The following is a 19,132-nucleotide window of genomic DNA, read 5'->3' on the forward strand; positions in this document are numbered from 1 at the left end:
AGGAGGATCATCATGAATTTGTTCGATTTGACTGGAAAAACAGCAGTAATTATTGGAGGTAACAGTACTCTTGGGGGGGCTATGGCCGTAGCATTGGGCGGACATGGCGCCGATGTGGCTGTGGTTGGCCGTAACATGGAGAAATCCGAAGCGGTTGCAAAGAAAATTGAAGAAGCAGGCGGCAGAGCAAAATGCTTTTCAGCAGATGCGACTAAAGTCGAAGATCTTCAAAAAGTTCTTGCGGATGTACTTGCTTGGACTGGCCGCTGCGACGTGCTGATGAACTGCCCTGGTATGAACAGCGCAACTCCATTCTTCGAGTTGAAGATGGAAGAGTGGGATTCCATTATGGAAGTTAACCTCAAAAGCGTTGTGTTAGCTTGCCAAGTGTTTGGGAAACATATGGTGGACAAAGGTGAAGGCGGCAGCATCATCAATATTTCATCCGTATCCTCCGAACCACCGTTGTCCCGCGTATTTACTTACTCGGCATCCAAAGCGGCTGTGAACAACGTAACCAAGTTCTTGGCACGTGAATTTGCGCCAGCTCGCGTTCGTGTTAATGCTATCATTCCGGGCTTCTTCCCGGCAGAACAAAACCGTAAAATCCTGTCTCCTGAGCGTACAGAATCGATTTTGCGTCACACTCCGATGAACCGTTTTGGTGAAGCGGAAGAGCTTCAAGGCGCAGCAGTATATCTTGCGTCCGATAAAGCATCCAGCTTTGTAACTGGCTCACTGCTTCGCGTAGACGGCGGTTACGGATCAATGACAATTTAATAGTCACTTTGACAAGGTTTATAACGGGAATAACAGGTCTATAAGCAGCATCGCACGTTACTCTAGCCCGATGCTGCTCTGACAGGTTCATAACGATGCTTTTTCAAAAGAATTTTTGAATTATCAAAAAAATATAATGACAAGGAAGGAAGATAAACCAGATGTCCAAACAACAAGTAGGCGTTATCGGATTGGCAGTCATGGGTAAAAACCTGGCATTAAATATTGAAAGCAGAGGCTTTACCGTATCGGTATACAACCGTTCCCGTGAAAAAACGGATGCTTTGATCGAAGAAGCAAAAGGCAAAAACCTGGTTGGTACATACAGCATTGAGGAATTCGTAGCTTCTCTTGAAAAGCCTCGTAAAGTGTTGATCATGGTTCAAGCAGGAGTGGGAACTGACGCTACTATTGATTCCTTGATTCCACATCTGGAAGAAGGCGACATCATTATCGATGGTGGTAATGCTTACTTCCCTGACACACAACGCAGAAACAAAGACTTGTCCGCTCATGGTTTGCGCTTCATCGGAACAGGCGTATCTGGTGGTGAAGAGGGCGCTTTGAAAGGTCCATCCATTATGCCAGGCGGTCAAAAAGACGCTTACGAATTGGTTGAACCGATTTTGACAGCTATCTCTGCAAAAGTAAACGGCGATCCTTGCTGCACATACATCGGACCAGACGGTGCGGGACACTATGTAAAAATGGTGCATAACGGTATTGAATATGGCGACATGCAGCTGATTTGCGAAGCTTACCAACTTCTGAAAGACGTACTGAACGTTAGCACAGAAGAGCTTCATGAAATTTTTGCTGACTGGAATAAAGGGGAGCTTGACAGCTACTTAATCGAGATCACTACGGATATTTTCACTAAGAAAGACCCAGATACCGGTAAAGCCATGGTGGACGTAATCCTTGACTCCGCAGGCCAAAAAGGTACAGGAAAATGGACTAGCCAAAGTTCCCTGGATCTTGGAGTACCGTTGTCGATCATTACAGAATCCGTGTTCTCGCGCTTCCTGTCTGCTATGAAGCAAGAGCGCGTTGCTGCAAGCAAAGTGTTGAGTGGCCCGCAAGCTCCTAAATTTGAAGGAGATCGCAAGGAATTTATCGAAGCAGTCCGCAAAGCGCTTTACGCCAGCAAAATTTGCTCCTATGCTCAAGGTTTCGCTCAAATGAGAGCCGCTTCCGAAGAGTACAACTGGGGACTGGATTACGGTAGCATCGCAATGATCTTCCGTGGCGGCTGCATTATTCGCGCTCGCTTCTTGCAAAACATTAAAGATGCATACGATCGTAACCCTGAATTGAAGAACTTGCTCCTCGACGAGTACTTCCAAGGCGTGGTAGGTAACTATCAAGATGCTTGGAGAACTGTTGTTGCGACAGCTGTAACACGCGGTATCCCTGTTCCTGCTTTTGCTTCTGCATTGGCTTACTATGACAGCTACCGTACAGAACGTTTGCCTGCTAACCTGCTGCAAGCTCAAAGAGATTACTTTGGCGCGCATACATTCAAACGTTTGGATAAAGAAGGAACATTCCACTTCAACTGGATGGAGAATTAATCCTTTTTCATCTGTCCGTTAGGTTTGAGTGGATGAAGGCCGTAGGAAGCTTCATAGATCCAATGCTTCAAACGGTCAGCTTCCTGATCGAAGCCATTGCGGCGCTGGATGAGCATCAAGGCGATTTCCGCAAAATAACGAAAGTTTTGCAATAAGCGTGGTTGGGAAAGCTCCAGTAACCCTGGATCTTCTTCAGCCACCTTTTTTTTAATAAATTCCAAAATCCAAACGACATCTTCCCTACATAATGGATGGGCCGGGTTTAATATTTGTTCGAGCTTCCGCTGAGCGGCATTCGGAACGGGATTTTGCGACTGAGACATGGCTGAATGTATCAACAAATCATCTCTCCTTGATATAGGTTTCATAGTATCATCATAGCAGAAAAGACTGGAATCTATTCACATTCCATCATATGAATTTCTCGCTATTTCTATTCATCAAGTTGATCGTATGATATGATTATAGGGTTAGATTGAAGCTGTCAAGAGGTGTGAAAACTTGGAAAAGTCCAATATTGTATTAATAGGTTTTATGGGGACTGGTAAATCCACGGTAGGGCATGCATTGGCTGCCCGTTTAGGGTGGCAATTTGTCAATACTGACGACGTTATTGAGGAACAGCAGGGGATGTCGATAAGCGATATGTTCGCCAAACTCGGTGAACCTGTGTTTAGACAAGTGGAGAGTGAAGTAATACAAGCCTCATTGGATGGTATCAGCAGCATCGTTGCCACCGGAGGTGGAGCGGTTTTGGCAGAGCAAAACCGCAACGTAATGAAGGAGAACGGCTATGTAGTGGCTCTAACAGCCAATGCAGAAACCATTATTGAACGGGTAAGCCAAGATCAAAACCGGCCCTTGGTGCAAGGTGACGTTGCAGAACGAGTTCATACGTTGCTGGAAGTGCGTAAGCATGCGTATGACTTTGCGGACCGGACAATTGACACTAGCGAGCTTACTGTTGAAGAAATCGTAAATCTCATTGTTTCAGATATGAAGCTTTAGAGCTGCTCCCACTCCAGCATGCCACCGCTCATGTTTTTTAATTTGGTAAACCCTTGGGCGGTCAAAAAATCGTAAGCCTTACCACTGCGATTACCGCTGCGGCAAACAAGGATCGTTTCTTTATCCTGCGGGATGTCAGCTAGTCGATCGGGAATTTGCATCAGAGGAATGTGAACGGCACCCGGAATCATACCCAGAGCTACTTCTTCCGCTTCGCGGACGTCGATAATATCGAGCTTCTCTCCTTTATCCAGGCGGGATTTCAATTCTTGTGGTGTTATGGTTTGCATAATAATAAACCTCCAGTAGGTTCTTAAATTTAATGTATACTCATCAAACACATGATATAGAGAAAACCGTGCAGGTGTCAAACTTCGGGTTTCCAACCCAGATAGGGTATGGTAAACTGGCAATAATCTGTAATTACCTATAGGATTTCGTAACTTTTTATGCGGAACAGGAGAGATACATATTCATGAAAGCCATCGTAAAACCGACAAATCAATTAGAAGGTACAATTAACGCGTTATCTTCCAAAAATTACACTACCCGATATTTGCTGATCGGTGCATTGGCAGATGGGACAAGCACTGTATATTATCCTGCTCACAGCGAAGACAGTGATGCGATGCGCCGCTGTATCCGTGATTTGGGGGCAATCGTTGAAGAAGACGAGGAGAAAATGACGATCCGAGGCTTCGGCAAGCAGCCTAAGCACGTACAAGAGCTGAATGTCGGGAACGCCGGCGCTGTGCTTCGTTTTTTAATGTCCATTGCGGCTTTTTGTCCGGAGCTCACTTTTATTAATAAGTATCCGGATTCCTTGGGCAAAAGACCACATGACGACCTGATTGATGCTCTTCAGCAAATGGGAGTTGAGGTTGAACATCGTGAGGGCAAGCTCCCAATTACGATTCGTGGCGGCAAGCCGCGCGGCGGAAAGATCAAGGTATCGGGTAACGTCAGTTCACAATTTTTAAGCTCATTGCTGTTCATGACTCCATTGTTGGATGAAGACAGCGAGATCGAAGTACTTCATGATCTGAAATCCAAGGTTATCGTAGGGCAGACGCTAGAAGTCATCGCACAAGCAGGTATTCATATCGAAGCTTCCGAGGATTTGATGCATTATAAGATCCCTGGTCGTCAAAAGTACCAACCACAGAAATACGTCGTTCAAGGTGATTATCCTGGCTCCGCAGCTATCTTGGCGGCAGCAGCAGTAACGAACTCCGATGTTAAGGTACTTCGCTTAGAAGAGCAAAGCAGGCAGGGAGAAAAGGCTGTTGTTGATGTTCTACGTGCTATGGGTGTCAATTTAACACATGAGAACGGTGTTGTACATGTGAGAGGTAATCAACAGCTTAAGGCAGGGGAATTTGACGGGGACCACTTTACGGATGCGGTGCTTGCGATGGTTGCTGCAGCTGTCTTTGCGGAAGGTACATCCCGCTTCTACAATGTGGAGAACTTGAGATATAAGGAATGTGATCGAATTACCGATTTCCTTACAGAACTTCGTAAAGCCGGAGCGGATGTTGAAGAGAAACAAAGCGAAATTATCATTCATGGTCGTCCGCAAGGGGTAACTGGCGGAGTAGAAATCAATGCACATTACGATCATCGTGTTATCATGGCTTTGACTATAGTGGGCTTGCGTTCAGAGAAGGGGCTAGTTATTAACGATGCTCATCATGTTGCCAAGTCGTACCCGCATTATTTTGAGCATTTATTGTCTTTAGGGGCAAATATCGAGCTGGTTCAAGAGTAGAATCAAGATTTACTAGGCAAGGTACAATGGCGATCATGTATCCTACTATTTATTAAAAACAAGCGGGTTGAGTCATAATGAAGGTGTTTTGGAAAGGAATCCAAGTTTCACTCGGTTTTTTTATGATCTTAGGGCTGATTTTCGCCAGCGGAGTATTATGTATACTTCTATATGCCAAAATAACGGGACAAGCCTGGTATGCAGATGAATCTGCTGTTGCTTATGCAGAGACGCCTGCAACAGCAAATACTGAACAGGCACAGGCTGCCCCACCAGTGCAGGAAATTCCTCGGGCCGTCTCGGTTATGCTGGATGCTCCTGCGATCAGGCAGTATCCTGAACTGCCATCAGGCTGTGAGTTGACAAGCTTGACTATGTTGATCCAATATTTTGGTATCGATAAAGGGAAGATGGAGCTTGTACCTGAGCTGAAGAAGGATCCGACACCATTAAAACTCAATGCGAACGGATCAGTAGCCTATTGGGGCAATCCTAATACTGGATTTGTCGGAGAAATTACGGGTAAAGCCAAAGGATTTGGCATTTATCATGCCGCTTTAAATGAGCTGCTGATAAAGTATATTCCTACGGCAAAAGATTTTACGCGTCAGCCATTCGAAAAGCTGGAGGATCAACTCCGCAATGGAATTCCTTCCGTCGTATGGACTACTATTAATTATCAGGTTCCTGATAAATGGGTTGTTTGGGATACTCCTATTGGACCCATCCAAACGACGTTCATGGAGCACGCAGTTTTGTTAGTGGGCTTTGATGAAGAAAATGTATATGTGAATGATCCGTACAATGGGAAGAGCAAAGTGAAAATCAACAAAGCCCAGTTTCTACAAACCTGGGAAGCGATGGGAAGCCAAGCCTTATCCTATACGAAATAATAAGGGAGATGAGTATAATGGCATTTGAGAATCCATCTCGTGATCGAATCAAAGAAATATTGGCAGCTGCCGGTAACGTAGCTGTCGTCGGTTTATCTGATAAACCGGATCGCGTCTCTTACATGGTCGCTGAAGCCATGCAAAAGAAAGGCTACCGTATCATTCCTGTTAATCCGAATGCGACTGAAATATTGGGAGAGACCTGTTACGCATCGTTATCAGATATTCCGGAACCTGTGGACATCGTCAATGTGTTCCGCCGCAGCGAAACGGTAGTTCCTGTTGCTGAAGAAGCTGTTAAAATTCATGCTAAGGTGTTCTGGCTTCAACAAGGAATCTTTAATGAAGAAGCTGCTGAGATAGCCCGCGCAGGGGGCCTGGAAGTCATCATGGACCGCTGTATTAAGGTGGAGGACTCCATATTGCTGCCTGGAGGGAAATAGGTTGTATCGTGAACGTATAGCGGACCAACTGCCAGTGTATTTGGTAATGGGACTTGAAGAATGTGGAGATCGAACTGCGCTAGATATCGCCAGAGAAGCTCTGGAGGGCGGTGTTACGATCGTTCAACTGAGAGAAAAGAAAGCCCCTTTGAAGCAAGTCTTGGAGCAGGGGGCCATGCTGCGGGATCTATGTCGGCAGTACGGAGTGCCGTTTCTTGTAAACGACAGAATTGATGTTGCGTTGTTACTTGATGCGGATGGAGTTCATGTCGGCCAAGATGATGTACCTGGTATAGAGGCTAGAAGACTGCTTGGCGATAACAAGATTATAGGCATATCTGCAGGGACATTAGAAGAAGCAGAATGGGCAATGGCTCAAAATCCTGATTATTTGGGGGTTGGCCCTGTTTATGCCACCGCAACCAAACAGGATGCGGGAGAGGCCATCGGAACATCATTAATTCGAGAGATTGCGAATCGGTGGTCCATACCTATGGTGGGCATAGGCGGTATTAATAACGAGAATACAGCAGCAGTTATTCAAGCAGGCGCACGTGGTGTAGCCGTCGTTTCTGCAATTACCAAGCATTCTGAGCCTAAGGCAGCCGCCGAAGTGTTAAAGCAGACGGTGCTTCAATCTCAGGAATAAACTGGTCCCTAAAACCATTAGCTACCATAAATAAAATAAATCCTCCTTAGAGACAATAAGAAAGGCTTCTGGAAGAGCAACGGTTGAGTAACCGATCCCGGAAGACTTTTAAACTTCCTAAGGAGGATTTTTGTTATGTATCAAAACTTTCAGCAAAATAGCTTTCAACCTCAAATGAGTTCCGGGAACGTGACCTCCCAATATCGCGGATTGGAAACAAGATACCAACCGGTTGGTATGGTTCAATCTCAATACAATCAATCCATTAATTCCAACATGGGTAACCAACAACAAAATCAAAGCTCCAACCAGTTCTCCAATATTCAAAGCCCGCAATCTTATCACACGGCTAGCTATCGTGGAAACCAACAAGGGCACGATACTTACCTGCGTTCAGATTCTAACCAGCCTGCGCAGCAACAATATGCTAGCAGCTATATTAGCCAAGCCCCTTCTTTCAATAGCAATAACAATTTCGAATCTTCGTATTCAACTCAACAATATGCACAACAAAGTCCTGATTCGTTCCATACGGCTAACTATCGGGGCAACCAGCAGGGTCATGATTCTTACCTGCGCTCCGATTCTAGTCAACCTGCTCAAATCCAATATGGTATGGGCACAGCCAATATGAATTCCTATAATGCAGGGATGAGCAATAGTTATTCCTCCCAACAATTCAGTCAAGTTCCGCAATCGTACCACACCGCTAACTACCGCGGTAACCAGCAAGGACACGACGCTTACTTGAGATCCGACTCTACTCAACCGGCTCAAAGTCAATACGGAATGTCTTCGTTTGGAATGAATAGATCTCAATTTTAACACACAGAAGCGGGCCATAGTGCCCGCTCTCTTTATCCTAGCATCATTTAGACAGGAGGAATAAGTATGAACAACCAACAAAACATGACTGCCGATCGATCGTTATTGTCGGAAAAGGAGTTCAGTTACATTAAAGATTTTTTATCTTGGGAACTGTTAGCTATGAAGAAATGTAAAGAATCTGCTGATATGTGCCAGGACCCGCAAATTAAGCAGTTGATTGAAAAAACAGGGCAAACCCATCTCGACCAATACAACAGCATTTTAAATCATCTGCAATAAAGGAGGAATTTGAGTATGCCTACTATGGAAATCGCAAAGCCTCAAACCGGTGAATTACCACAAGTTAAAGGTCCACAAATGAACGATAGAGATCATATTAACGATATTCTAATGCTTGAAAAATATATGACGACCGGCTTTAATACCGGATTGAACGAGGTTCAAAATCCGGAGCTTCGTAAAACGATATCCTCTATTCTAAATACGCAGCACGAATCTCAGTGGCAATTGTTTAATCTCATGTTTGAAAAAGGCTGGTATAAGATGAAAGCAGCCGATAAGCAAGAAATAACTCAAGCCAAACAGCAGTTTAGCGGGTACTCCTCTCAATTTCCGACCTTTTCATAAAGTTACAAAACAGCCCCGGACAAATTGGTTTGGGGTTGTTTGACAAAATGGAACATTGGCCTTACCATCGAGTAAGAAAGGAGGGAGCGGTTGGTTTGAACTGGATGGGTAATTTGCAGCAGTTGGGTCGGTCATTAATGCTTCCGACCATTACGATCCCTGTTGCGGCTATTTTACTGCGTCTTGGGACGCTGCCATGGCAAGACATACATATGTCTAGTGTCGGGGAGATCATGATCTTTTTTGGCAATACCATATTTACGTACTTGCCGATGATCTTTGCGGTGGGCGTTGCCCTTGGATTGACAGAAAACGCAGGAATAGCCGGGTTGTCGGCGCTTATTGGTCAAATTATGTTTAACCAGGCAATCCGTCATTATTTGGGAGATGAGTTTCATCTCGGTATTCCAGGCGGTATATTAATCGGTCTTATTGCGGCTATCATTTATCATCGTGTGAAACATATCCAACTGCCGGAATACATCCAGTTTTTTGGCGGACCTCGTATGGTTCCGCTATTAATGGGCTTTTCCATTCTGGTGCTCACTCTGATTGTCATTCAAATTGGTCCATATTTGGAATATTTTATGCAGACGCTCTCTACGGCCGTTCTTAGTTTAGGCGGCTTCGGAACCTTTGTGTACGGAGTCATTCATCGACTGCTGGTGCCTTCAGGGCTGCATCATGTATTCAACAATTTGTTCTGGTTTCAATTGGGAGTCTACGAAAAACCAAGTGGAGAAATGATATTCGGTGATTTGCCACGTTTTTTTGCAGGGGATCCTAAGGCAGGTATTTACATGGCTGGGTTATATCCGATCATGATGTTTGCTTTGCCTGCAATTGCTATGGCGATTATTCATGAGGCAAGAGAGGATTTAAAGCCGAAAATTCGTATTACTTTTTTAACAGCGGCATTAGCCTCTTTTTTGACAGGAGTTACGGAACCGATAGAATTCGCATTTTTATTTGTAGCTCCCTATCTGTTTATCGTCCATGCGATACTGTCTGGACTTTCGATGTGGATTGCTTATTATTTCGACATTCACCACGGATTTTCTTATTCCGCGGGAGCCATAGACTTTTTAATTAATTATCATTTGTCTCATAATGGCTGGATGTTGATTCCTATCGGATTGGCGTACTTTTTTGTCTATTACTTTTTGTTCCGATGGGCTATACGAAGATTCCGCATACCTACTCCGGGCAGGGAGGAAGGCTCACAGCTGGAAGAATGGGCGGGAGACATCCCTTACCGTTCTCCATTAATATTGCAGGCTCTAGGCGGCAAGAACAATATTAAGAAAATTGAAGCTTGCATAACCAGACTCAGGCTGACTCTGAATAATGATAAGTTGATGGATACTGCAGCGCTCAAACATTTGGGGGCAGCAGGTGTTATCAGGTTGGGCGGAGGCAATGTTCAGGTAGTTTTCGGGACATACTCCGAGCTAATCCGTGAAGAGATTAAAAAAGTGTTGATGAAGGACATCCATCGAGTACTGTTCAGCGCTCCGATGCAGGGGCGGATGATGCCTTTGGAAGAAGTTCCGGATCAAATATTTGCCGGCAAGCTTGTAGGTAACGGGGTTGCGTTCATGCCGGATAAAGGCGAGCTTGTGGCTCCGGTAGCGGGCAAAATTATCATTTTGTATCCTTCCCTCCATGCGGTAGGCATCCAAACGGAAGAGGGACTAGAGGTACTGCTTCACATTGGTATAGATACTTCACAGCTGCAGGGCAAATGGTTCACGGCTCACATCAAGGAAGGCGACTATGTTGAAGCGGGCCAGCTATTAATCCGCTTTAATTTGCATAAAGTGAAGCAAAACAGCAAGTCGCTGGCGACGCCGATGATCATTACGAATGTAGATAAAGTGAAATCTTGGAGCTTTGCGCCTTTTAAAACGGTAAAAAAAGGCCAGGCATCCGTGATGTCGGTTGTATTGAAGGATGTTACAGGGGGAGGGAACACTTTTGGCTAAGGGAATCGGAGCTTCATCAGGAATAGCGATGGGGAGAGCTTTTGTCATTCCGACCTGGGAATGGGATTTCCCGGATAAGCTGATCGATGTCACCGATTTGGCTTTTGAATTCGAGCGGCTTTACGACGGAATTCGTTCTTCCAGGGATGAGATAGAAACCATTAAACAGGAGTTCGTATCCGTATTGGGAGAAGAGCAGACCTCGATATTTGACGCTCACTTGGCGATTCTGGAGGACCCCGTTTTTATGAACGAGGTTCAAGGGATCATGCAAAAGCAATACAAGGCGGCTGAAGTCGCGGTGAAAGAAGCAATTGAGAAATTCGTCAATATGTTTGATTTATTGGATGATCAATACATGAAGGAGCGGGCTCTTGACATCAAGGATGTCGGCAATCGACTGCTCAAGCATCTGCTGGGCGCGTTGGAGGAAACACTCCCCCCAAAGGATCAACCCTACCTGGTCGTTGCAAAAGAGCTCTCCCCGTCTCAAATGGTCCATTTGGACACGAACTTGGCATTAGGCTTGGTTACCATGCTTGGGGGTAAAACTTCGCATGTAGCCATTATGGCACGTGCTATGGGCGTCCCCTATGTACTCGGTTTAGAAGGCAAGCTGAATACGCCTATTCAAAATGGGGATTATCTCATTATCGATGGAGACGAAGGTTGCGTGTATATCAATCCTTCGGACGAGTTAGTGGAAGAATACAAAACCCGAAAAGCCATTTTGCAGGTTATGAAGGATAAACTGCAAACATTGGCACACCTCCCTGCACAAACAGCGGACGGAGTTTCTTTTCAATTAGCTGCCAACATCAGCTCCGTGAAAGAGCTGGATCAGGTGCTGAAAAACGGGGCATCAGGGGTAGGATTGTTTAGAACCGAATTCCTGTATATGGATAGAGATAGCCTTCCTCTAGAGGAAGAACAGTTCGAAGTGTATAAGCAGGTAGCTGAGAAATTGGATGGAAGGCGAGTTGTTATTCGGACGTTGGATATTGGCGGCGATAAAAGCCTCGATTACATCGAACTGCCTGAAGAGGATAATCCGTCGTTAGGATATCGAGCGATCCGCATTTCGCTGGAGCGGACCGATCTGTTCAAAACTCAATTGCGAGCGATTCTTAGAGCCAGTTATTATGGCAATATTAAAATTTTATACCCGATGATTTCTTCACTTGAGGAGCTTCAGAAGGCAAATGAAGTGCTCGAAGCTGCTAAGAAAGAGCTGGATGAGGAAGGGATACCATTTAAACCGAACATCGAGGTCGGTATTATGATCGAAGTGCCCGCAGCTGTGATCATTGCCGACATCTTAGCGGAGCATGTTGATTTCTTCAGTATCGGCACCAATGATTTAGTACAGTATGTACTAGCTGTGGACAGGATGAACGAAACGGTTGCTCATTTATATGATCCCTTCCATCCTGCCGTACTGCGCATGCTGAAAGCAACTGTAGAGGCTGCTCAAGCGACAGGCGTTCATGTGAGCGTATGCGGAGAAATGGCTGGAGACATTCGTGCTCTGCCAATATGGCTGGGACTTGGAATTCAAGAGCTCAGCATGTCCGTACAATCCATACTGCCTGTAAAAAACAGTCTGCTTCAAAGTCATCACAGCGAAGGCGGACTCATTTGGAATCAATTGCTACGGTGTAAAAACAGTAAATCGATTCTGGACGTATTAAATTCTAATCTGCGACAAGATGTGGTTGCGAAATAGAGAGTAAATGAATCGGAAAGGTGGAGTATGTAAATGGAATTAAAAGGGTATAAAGTATTGGCGTTTGTGGATGAAGAATTCGAAGATTTGGAGATGTGGTATCCCGTTCTTCGCTTGAGGGAATCAGGTGCAGAAGTGCATTTGGTGGGGCCTAAAGCCAACACGGTTTATCATGGGAAATATGGCGTGCCTTTAACGACTGAGTATGCTTTTCAAGATGTATCGAGTGAGGACTACATCGGTCTGTATGTACCGGGCGGCTGGGCCCCTGATAAGCTGCGGCGCTACGCTGACGTGCTTCGTCTAACTAAGGAATTTCATGAGGCTGAGAAGCCTATCGCACATATTTGTCATGCCGGTTGGGTACTAGCCTCTGCTAAAATATGCGCTGGCTATACGATGACATCTACTCCTGGCATTAAGGATGATTTGGAAAATGCCGGTGCCATTTGGGTCGATAAAGAAGTGGTTGTAGACCGTAATATCGTTTCAGGAAGAAGACCCCCCGACCTTCCAGCCTTTACGAAGGAATTCGTGAGAGTACTGGCTGACTTTTCGCGCAAATAAAACATGTTCTCATTCATATTCTCTTATTTTGTACTAGCTCATTAGGGGATGTTAGCCCCGGAATCATCTTATATTTCCGTTATTTGCAGGACCGTTATCCTTTAGGGGATAGCGGTCCTTTGTGGTTAATATTACTAACCTGAAAACAGGAGGAGTTTAAATGTGAAGGTAGAATATTTTTATCATAGAAGAGTAGGTTTAATGATCCTGTTCCTAACAGATCACATACGCTTAATACCCCTGGACGATTAGAATGTCAAGGGTGAATGACCTGTTCGGGCGGACGAGGAACGTAGCTTGTAACTGTTGGTTCAAATGCGGGATTAATTAAACTGCCGCTCAATGATGGTTGTGTTTGAACGAAGGAGTGGTATGAGTTGCAGAAGCAGTGTAAGTGTGGCAGCGCGATGGGCATAAAGCTGCGGACTGTCATTTATCAGAACAAAGTAGAAATCGAAAATGTGCCTGTGTATTCTTGTGAAACCTGTCAAAGAAGTGAAGTGGTTGCCCTGGTCAAACCGGAACTTACCGGAATTATCGGAAGTCTAGGGAATTTGCCAGAGAAGCAGCAATTGTACTTTAACGACATCAGTGAGATAGCCCACCTCATGAAGATGGTGACAGAAAAACAATATGCAGCCGATCCTGTCGAAAAAATTGTAGAAGATCGGATCAATGAATTGCTGGATCTTCTACTGCTGGCCCAATCGTTGAAGGATGACCATTGGATGGATGATATTCGTAAGCGTCTGGGCCAGATAGCCAAGCATTCGCTCTCGGTCAACGATATTGCCTAGTGGCTAACGCTTAGCTGCGAGGCGGGTTGATTGCGAGCGGGTTTTGCTATGAAAAGATGAAGTATCGTCCGTTTTCACAGACAAAATAAGAGTTTCATTGGATTGCCAATTGCGCCGCAGTTGGCTTTTTTTGCATTATTTGATACTATACATGTAAGAAGGTCTCGAATTAATTGCTTTAAACCTAATTTTGTCGTATGATAGGGCTTAATAGTATACGATCGCAGCATTATACATTTTACTATAATGGAGAGAATGACCGTGACTGTAACCATTTATGATGTAGCCAGAGAAGCAGGCGTTTCCATGGCAACCGTATCAAGGGTTGTCAACAATAATCCCAACGTAAAGCCGCAAACTCGCAAAAAAGTATTTGAGGCCATTGAGCGTTTGGGTTATAGGCCGAATGCCGTTGCGAGAGGCTTGGCAAGTAAAAAGACGACTACAGTCGGTGTAGTTATTCCAGATATATCGAATTCGATTTTCTCTGAAGTTGCCAGAGGGATCGAGGATATCGCGAATATGTACCACTACAACATTATTTTGTGTAATGCGGATAAGAAGAAAGAGAAGGAAATTCGCGTTATCAACACTTTGTTGGAGAAGCAAGTGGACGGGCTGTTATTTATGGGCGGCGTCGTGACAGAAGAACATATTCAAGCTTTCAAAACGTCAGCTGTTCCAATTGTTCTATGCGCCACTACCGATGAAAATAATACGATTGCTTCCGTCGATATCGACCATGAGAAAGCAGCATATGATGCGGTGAAGGTTCTCATCGAGAATGGCCATCGTGATATTGCGATGATCTCGGGAACGCTTCAGGATCCGGCTAACGGATATGCCCGTTATCAAGGATATAAGAAAGCGCTGGAGGAAGCCGGTATTCCTGTTCGTGACGAATATGTCCGCATAGGCAATTACCGCTACGAATCCGGGTTGGAAGTAACGAAGCATTTCTTAGAGCAGAATGAACGTCCTACGGCGATTTTTGCAGCGACTGACGAAATGGCTATCGGAGCGATCCATACCTTACAGGATAGTGGGTATAAAGTTCCTGAAGATATGTCAGTGATCAGCGTAGACAACATTCGAATGGCTTCTATGGTGCGTCCTCAGTTAACTACAGTGGCTATGCCAATGTATGATATCGGGGCTGTATCCATGAGATTGCTCACGAAGCTCATGAACAAAGAAACGAAAGATGCGTCGGAGCAAATGCAGGTTATTTTACCGCATGATGTCATTCATAGAAACTCGGTGGCTCATCGTTAATGTGAGCCTCTTTCTTTTGTGAGGGCCTAAAATGCTTACGAAGAAAGTTTGCTTCGCAAACTCTTAGGAAATGCTTACGAAGTAAGTTTGCTCTGCAAACTCTTAGGAGGAAATCAATTGTCTTACGGAAAAATCGGCGTGATCGGCGCGATGAAAGAAGAAATTGAACAATTTTTGCAGCATATGGAGCAAGTGAAAGTTACGGAAAAAGCAAAGGTGCAGTTTAGAGAAGGCCTTTTTCATGGAAAGCCGATCGTGCTCTGTAAGTCCGGCGTAGGAAAAGTTAATGCGGCGGTAACGACACAAGTGCTGATTGATACATATGGTGTGGATGCGATCGTGTTCACAGGTGTAGCAGGAGCTGTCGATCCTGAATTGAACGTTGGTGATATCGTCGTATCTTCGGAATCCATGCAGCATGATATGGATGTCACCGCCCTTGGTTTTCCTATTGGAACAATTCCGTATGAAGAGACATCGGTGTTCGCCGCTGACAATTCTTTGCGACAACTCGCAGTTAACGCAAGTGAGGAGCTGTTCCCAGGTCGTGTGAAAGTGGGGAGAATTCTCTCTGGCGATCAATTCATTGCGAGCAGGGAAACGGTATCTAAACTGTACAGTGAGCTTCAGGGAACTTGTACGGAGATGGAAGGGGCATCCGTTGCACAAGTGTGTGCAATGAATGGGATTCCACACGTGATTATTCGGTCCATGTCTGACAAAGCGGATGGTTCCGCACATGTTAACTTTACTGAGTTTACGGTACAGGCATCCGAGAATTCATATCGTATTGTAGAGCATATGCTGAAGCAATTGTAGAAAGTAGAAGGAGAGAACAATAATGACAGTAACAATGGATCAAGTTGTAGCATTAGCGAAGCACCGCGGATTTATTTTTCCCGGCTCTGAAATATATGGCGGTTTGGCCAATACGTGGGACTACGGTCCGCTCGGAGTTGAACTGAAAAATAACATTAAACGTGCCTGGTGGAAAAAGTTTATTCAGCAGTCCCCTTATAACGTGGGCCTGGATGCAGCGATTTTGATGAATCCTCAAGCATGGGTAGCTTCAGGTCACGTTGGCAATTTCAATGATCCTATGATCGACTGCAAAAAATGTAAATCCCGTCACCGTGCGGATAAAATTATTGAAAACGCATTGGCTGCAAAAGACATTGAAATCGTTGTCGACGGTATGACATTCGATCAAATGATGGGATTGATTCAGGAGCATAACATCGTGTGCCCGGATTGCGGAGCCTTCGACTATACCGATATCCGTCAATTCAACTTGATGTTTAAAACGTTCCAAGGTGTAACAGAATCAAGCTCTAACGTTGTATACATGCGTCCGGAGACAGCACAGGGTATCTTCGTTAACTTTAAAAATGTGCAGCGCACGATGAGAAAAAAATTGCCTTTCGGTATCGGTCAAATCGGTAAAAGCTTCCGTAACGAGATTACTCCAGGTAACTTCACTTTCCGTACGCGTGAATTTGAGCAAATGGAGCTTGAATTTTTCTGCAAACCGGGTGAAGATTTGCAATGGTTCGAATACTGGAGAAGCTTCTGCTACCAATGGCTGTTAAGCCTTAACTTGAAAGAGGCAAATATCCGTCTTCGTGATCATTCGGATGATGAGCTTTCCCATTACAGCAACGCAACGACAGATATCGAGTTCAAGTTCCCGTTTGGCTGGGGCGAGCTTTGGGGTATCGCGGATCGTACTGACTATGACTTGAAACAGCACATGGAGCATTCGGGCGAAGATTTCAACTATATCGATCAAGAATCGAACGAGCGCTACGTGCCATACTGCATCGAGCCTTCGTTAGGAGCAGACCGTGTAACATTGGCGTTCTTGATTGATGCTTATGAAGAGCAGAAGCTAGAAGGCGATGACAGCCGTACTGTACTTCGCTTCCATCCTGCATTGGCACCGATTAAAGCAGCCATTTTCCCACTATCCAAGAAATTAGCTGAGGGTGCTCAGAAAATTTTTGCTGATTTGTCGGAGCATTTCATGGTTGACTATGATGATGCGGGATCTATTGGTAAGAGATACCGTCGTCATGATGAAATCGGTACGCCATTCTGTATCACCTACGACTTTGAATCAGAGCAGGACGGTCAAGTTACGGTCCGTCATCGCGATACGATGGAACAAACTCGTATGCCAATCAGCGAGCTGAAGGCATTCATTGAAGCAAACATTCAATTTTAATAAAAAAAAGCCCGCAGTGAAGGAAAAGTGAACTTACTCATCTTTTCCGCACTGCGGGCTTTTTGTTGTGTTAAAAGGTTGTTTTTTCTCTTCAAACAAATCGATGATTATGTTAGATACAACAGCGCCAGTTCTTTCGTTTGGCGATTCTTAGTCGTAATTTCCTGCCGCCGCGGCATAGGCGTCCAATCTGTGTTGTCAAGCCAAGTGGTCGGCAGCTCGACAGGACTTATTGCTTGCCACTGCGTCAGCCACGCTGAAGGCAGTTCTAAGGCACGATTGCAAGTCAAATGGTCGATAATCGGATTATCGCTCATTTCAAGCCACAGCAGGCTCCAAGCGCGTGGTACGACGCGCCAGAAGTCATAGCCTCCTCCACCCAGTGCCACCCATCGTCCGGCGCAATGCTGATGCGCGATGCGATGGATAAGCTGAGGCATAGCGAGGTAAATATCCATACTGCAATGGATATGAGACAATGGATCATAAGCATGGGCATCGCACCCATGCTGAGAGACGATCAGGTCGGGCTTGAATTGAGCCGCTACCTTGTTAAGTACATCTTCGAAGCATTCCAGCCAAGAGGCGTCCTCAGTGTAGGGTTCGACTGGAATGTTAATACAGGTTCCAAAGGCTGTTCCTTCACCGCGTTCATTCACAGCTCCTGTGCCTGGGAACAGATACTTGCCGGTCTCGTGAATGGATAATGTGCAAACGTCCGGCTCGCTATAAAAGCTCCATTGGACACCATCCCCATGATGGACGTCCGTGTCAATGTAAAGGATACGTGCTCCGTAGCGGTTCTTTGCATACTCGATAGCAACCGAGGCATCATTATAAACGCAAAAGCCGGCTGCTTTGTTTTTTAGAGCGTGATGGAGACCGCCACCCAAATGGATGGCATGCTCAGTCTCTCCACTCATTACTTTATCCACAGCCAATACAGAGCCTCCCACTAATAGGGAGGTGACCTCATGCATGCCGCTGAAATAGGGGGTATCCTCCATGTCAAAGCCATACTTGTCTGCTTGGATCTGCCACAGTTCCTCCGGATTATCCTGGCTAAGCGCTTTCACTGCTTCTATGTAGTCCGAACTATGGACGGCCTGCAGCTGATCTTCCGATGCCGTTATCGGAGCATGAACGATCGACTCCGGAACAGCTCCAAGCTTCCGTAGAAGATCGATAGTGGGAAGAAGTCTTTCTTGGTTAAATGGATGTCCTTGTTGAAGACGATATCCGGTTTCTTGTTCACTATAAATAAATAACGATGACTTCGTCATATATTGCGGCGCCCCCATGACTCGTTCCTCTCGGAGAAATGTTGAAAATGCAAGTGATCAGGTCAATACATGAACCGTTGTCGAAACCGTACACGGTCGAATTGCTCGACGGAGGAAAGCGGCACCTGTTTGCCGATCTTTACCATTAAACAGTTCGCGGGATGGGAGCAGATTTCAGGGTCGTCGGTTGCGAACCACACCATATCGACGGATTTCATCAGCTTTTCCATCATCCCTCGATAATCCCATACGTTTAAGCCGCTTTTCTCCAAATCCCAGTGCCAATAATATTCGGTTGTAAAAGTAATCATATTATCCAATTGTCCGCCCTCAAAAGCGAGTACAATCATTTGTTTTCCAAGGCCTAGTCCCCGATAATCGTCAGCTACCTCAATGGCACCCAACTCAACAAGGTCCTCCATATTACCTTCGGACCAGCGTTCCATTTCATCCGGGTAGTGGAACGTAACGTAGCCAATAATCTCATCATCCAAACGGGAGATGATAATCCGTCCTTCAGGTAACTCAGCAATTTCAATAAGCGCTTCAAATTGTTCCTTAGGACGACGAAAAGCATCCAAATCGGGATGCATCCGATAGGATTTTAACTGCTCAGGAGGCACAGGGCCTTCCACTATAATCTGCGAATCGCGATAGGGTACGCGACGGGAATGATATATTTTATAATGCTCCATTACCTGT

21 protein-coding genes are annotated in these 19,132 nt (G+C 45.3%); 17 read left to right on the top strand and 4 right to left on the bottom strand.

Features of this window, described 5'->3' with window-relative positions:
* Positions 1-12: 12 nt before the first annotated feature.
* Entirely contained in the window at positions 13-780 is a 768-nt protein-coding gene (locus BP97_RS0112420; protein ID WP_028549392.1) for an SDR family oxidoreductase, read from the top strand.
* 161 nt (positions 781-941) lie between these two features.
* Complete coding sequence (gndA, locus tag BP97_RS0112425) at positions 942-2,354, top strand: NADP-dependent phosphogluconate dehydrogenase (RefSeq protein WP_028549393.1); 1,413 nt, start codon at positions 942-944, stop codon at positions 2,352-2,354.
* On the opposite strand, the gene BP97_RS0112430 is transcribed toward gndA, so the two are convergent.
* On the bottom strand, positions 2,351-2,692 hold the full coding sequence (locus BP97_RS0112430) for a hypothetical protein (protein ID WP_028549394.1): 342 nt from the start codon (positions 2,690-2,692) through the stop codon (positions 2,351-2,353). The two genes, gndA and BP97_RS0112430, sit on opposite strands and share 4 nt — an antisense overlap.
* Before the next feature lie 163 nt (positions 2,693-2,855).
* On the opposite strand from BP97_RS0112430, the gene BP97_RS0112435 reads away from it, so the two are divergent.
* Positions 2,856-3,362, top strand: coding sequence for a shikimate kinase (locus BP97_RS0112435; protein ID WP_028549395.1), 507 nt, complete (start codon positions 2,856-2,858; stop codon positions 3,360-3,362).
* On the opposite strand, the gene BP97_RS0112440 is transcribed toward BP97_RS0112435, so the two are convergent.
* Positions 3,359-3,652, bottom strand: coding sequence for a rhodanese-like domain-containing protein (locus BP97_RS0112440; RefSeq protein ID WP_028549396.1), 294 nt, complete (start codon positions 3,650-3,652; stop codon positions 3,359-3,361). The genes BP97_RS0112435 and BP97_RS0112440 overlap by 4 nt on opposite strands.
* 185 nt (positions 3,653-3,837) lie before the next feature.
* Here BP97_RS0112440 and aroA point away from each other — a divergent pair, with 185 nt between their 5' ends.
* From aroA to BP97_RS0112510, 14 genes are all read left to right on the top strand, one after another.
* On the top strand, positions 3,838-5,133 hold the full coding sequence (gene aroA / locus BP97_RS0112445) for a 3-phosphoshikimate 1-carboxyvinyltransferase (RefSeq protein ID WP_028549397.1): 1,296 nt from the start codon (positions 3,838-3,840) through the stop codon (positions 5,131-5,133).
* Between the two features lie 77 nt (positions 5,134-5,210).
* Complete coding sequence (locus BP97_RS0112450) at positions 5,211-6,026, top strand: C39 family peptidase (RefSeq protein ID WP_028549398.1); 816 nt, start codon at positions 5,211-5,213, stop codon at positions 6,024-6,026.
* Between the two features lie 17 nt (positions 6,027-6,043).
* On the top strand, positions 6,044-6,469 hold the full coding sequence (locus BP97_RS0112455) for a CoA-binding protein (protein ID WP_028549399.1): 426 nt from the start codon (positions 6,044-6,046) through the stop codon (positions 6,467-6,469).
* A gap of 1 nt (position 6,470) precedes the next feature.
* On the top strand, positions 6,471-7,118 hold the full coding sequence (gene thiE, locus BP97_RS0112460; protein WP_028549400.1) for a thiamine phosphate synthase: 648 nt from the start codon (positions 6,471-6,473) through the stop codon (positions 7,116-7,118).
* A gap of 135 nt (positions 7,119-7,253) precedes the next feature.
* Positions 7,254-7,943 (top strand): hypothetical protein, encoded by a 690-nt coding sequence (locus tag BP97_RS0112465; RefSeq protein ID WP_028549401.1) that lies wholly within the window; start codon positions 7,254-7,256, stop codon positions 7,941-7,943.
* A gap of 66 nt (positions 7,944-8,009) precedes the next feature.
* Positions 8,010-8,225, top strand: coding sequence for a hypothetical protein (locus BP97_RS0112470; protein ID WP_028549402.1), 216 nt, complete (start codon positions 8,010-8,012; stop codon positions 8,223-8,225).
* 15 nt (positions 8,226-8,240) lie between these two features.
* On the top strand, positions 8,241-8,573 hold the full coding sequence (locus BP97_RS0112475) for a spore coat protein (protein ID WP_028549403.1): 333 nt from the start codon (positions 8,241-8,243) through the stop codon (positions 8,571-8,573).
* A gap of 95 nt (positions 8,574-8,668) precedes the next feature.
* Positions 8,669-10,558: a glucose PTS transporter subunit IIA gene (locus BP97_RS0112480; protein ID WP_028549404.1), complete on the top strand. Its 1,890-nt coding sequence runs from the start codon at positions 8,669-8,671 to the stop codon at positions 10,556-10,558.
* Positions 10,551-12,284, top strand: coding sequence for a phosphoenolpyruvate--protein phosphotransferase (gene ptsP, locus BP97_RS36065; RefSeq protein ID WP_036745761.1), 1,734 nt, complete (start codon positions 10,551-10,553; stop codon positions 12,282-12,284). The genes BP97_RS0112480 and ptsP overlap by 8 nt, the downstream gene beginning before the upstream one ends.
* Before the next feature lie 33 nt (positions 12,285-12,317).
* Positions 12,318-12,851, top strand: a complete 534-nt coding sequence (locus BP97_RS0112490; protein ID WP_028549405.1) for a type 1 glutamine amidotransferase domain-containing protein — start codon at positions 12,318-12,320, stop codon at positions 12,849-12,851.
* A 377-nt stretch (positions 12,852-13,228) separates the two neighbouring features.
* Entirely contained in the window at positions 13,229-13,648 is a 420-nt protein-coding gene (locus BP97_RS0112495) for a hypothetical protein (protein ID WP_028549406.1), read from the top strand.
* Between the two features lie 261 nt (positions 13,649-13,909).
* Positions 13,910-14,923: a catabolite control protein A gene (gene ccpA, locus BP97_RS0112500; protein ID WP_028549407.1), complete on the top strand. Its 1,014-nt coding sequence runs from the start codon at positions 13,910-13,912 to the stop codon at positions 14,921-14,923.
* A gap of 117 nt (positions 14,924-15,040) precedes the next feature.
* Complete coding sequence (locus tag BP97_RS0112505) at positions 15,041-15,742, top strand: 5'-methylthioadenosine/adenosylhomocysteine nucleosidase (protein WP_028549408.1); 702 nt, start codon at positions 15,041-15,043, stop codon at positions 15,740-15,742.
* 22 nt (positions 15,743-15,764) lie between these two features.
* Positions 15,765-17,147, top strand: coding sequence for a glycine--tRNA ligase (locus BP97_RS0112510; protein WP_028549409.1), 1,383 nt, complete (start codon positions 15,765-15,767; stop codon positions 17,145-17,147).
* A 107-nt stretch (positions 17,148-17,254) separates the two neighbouring features.
* Here the strand turns inward: BP97_RS0112510 and BP97_RS0112515 are convergent, their stop codons facing one another.
* On the bottom strand, positions 17,255-18,448 hold the full coding sequence (locus BP97_RS0112515; protein ID WP_036745762.1) for an acetoin utilization protein AcuC: 1,194 nt from the start codon (positions 18,446-18,448) through the stop codon (positions 17,255-17,257).
* Between the two features lie 44 nt (positions 18,449-18,492).
* Complete coding sequence (locus BP97_RS0112520; protein ID WP_028549411.1) at positions 18,493-19,125, bottom strand: GNAT family N-acetyltransferase; 633 nt, start codon at positions 19,123-19,125, stop codon at positions 18,493-18,495.
* Positions 19,126-19,132 lie beyond the last annotated feature (7 nt).

The organism is Paenibacillus sp. UNC451MF (assembly GCF_000686845.1).
Taxonomy (GTDB): domain Bacteria; phylum Bacillota; class Bacilli; order Paenibacillales; family NBRC-103111; genus Paenibacillus_S.

Excerpts from the sequence above, each read along its gene's own strand:
- BP97_RS0112420 (WP_028549392.1), top strand. The coding sequence starts at position 13 with ATGAATTTGTTCGATTTGACTGGAAAAACAGCAGTAATTATTGGAGGT.
- gndA (WP_028549393.1), top strand. The coding sequence starts at position 942 with ATGTCCAAACAACAAGTAGGCGTTATCGGATTGGCAGTCATGGGTAAA.
- BP97_RS0112440 (WP_028549396.1), bottom strand. The coding sequence starts at position 3,652 with ATGCAAACCATAACACCACAAGAATTGAAATCCCGCCTGGATAAAGGA.
- aroA (WP_028549397.1), top strand. The coding sequence starts at position 3,838 with ATGAAAGCCATCGTAAAACCGACAAATCAATTAGAAGGTACAATTAAC.
- BP97_RS0112450 (WP_028549398.1), top strand. The coding sequence starts at position 5,211 with ATGAAGGTGTTTTGGAAAGGAATCCAAGTTTCACTCGGTTTTTTTATG.
- BP97_RS0112455 (WP_028549399.1), top strand. The coding sequence starts at position 6,044 with ATGGCATTTGAGAATCCATCTCGTGATCGAATCAAAGAAATATTGGCA.
- BP97_RS0112465 (WP_028549401.1), top strand. The coding sequence starts at position 7,254 with ATGTATCAAAACTTTCAGCAAAATAGCTTTCAACCTCAAATGAGTTCC.
- BP97_RS0112470 (WP_028549402.1), top strand. The coding sequence starts at position 8,010 with ATGAACAACCAACAAAACATGACTGCCGATCGATCGTTATTGTCGGAA.
- BP97_RS0112475 (WP_028549403.1), top strand. The coding sequence starts at position 8,241 with ATGCCTACTATGGAAATCGCAAAGCCTCAAACCGGTGAATTACCACAA.
- BP97_RS0112490 (WP_028549405.1), top strand. The coding sequence starts at position 12,318 with ATGGAATTAAAAGGGTATAAAGTATTGGCGTTTGTGGATGAAGAATTC.
- BP97_RS0112510 (WP_028549409.1), top strand. The coding sequence starts at position 15,765 with ATGACAGTAACAATGGATCAAGTTGTAGCATTAGCGAAGCACCGCGGA.
- BP97_RS0112515 (WP_036745762.1), bottom strand. The coding sequence starts at position 18,448 with ATGGGGGCGCCGCAATATATGACGAAGTCATCGTTATTTATTTATAGT.
- BP97_RS0112520 (WP_028549411.1), bottom strand. The coding sequence starts at position 19,125 with ATGGAGCATTATAAAATATATCATTCCCGTCGCGTACCCTATCGCGAT.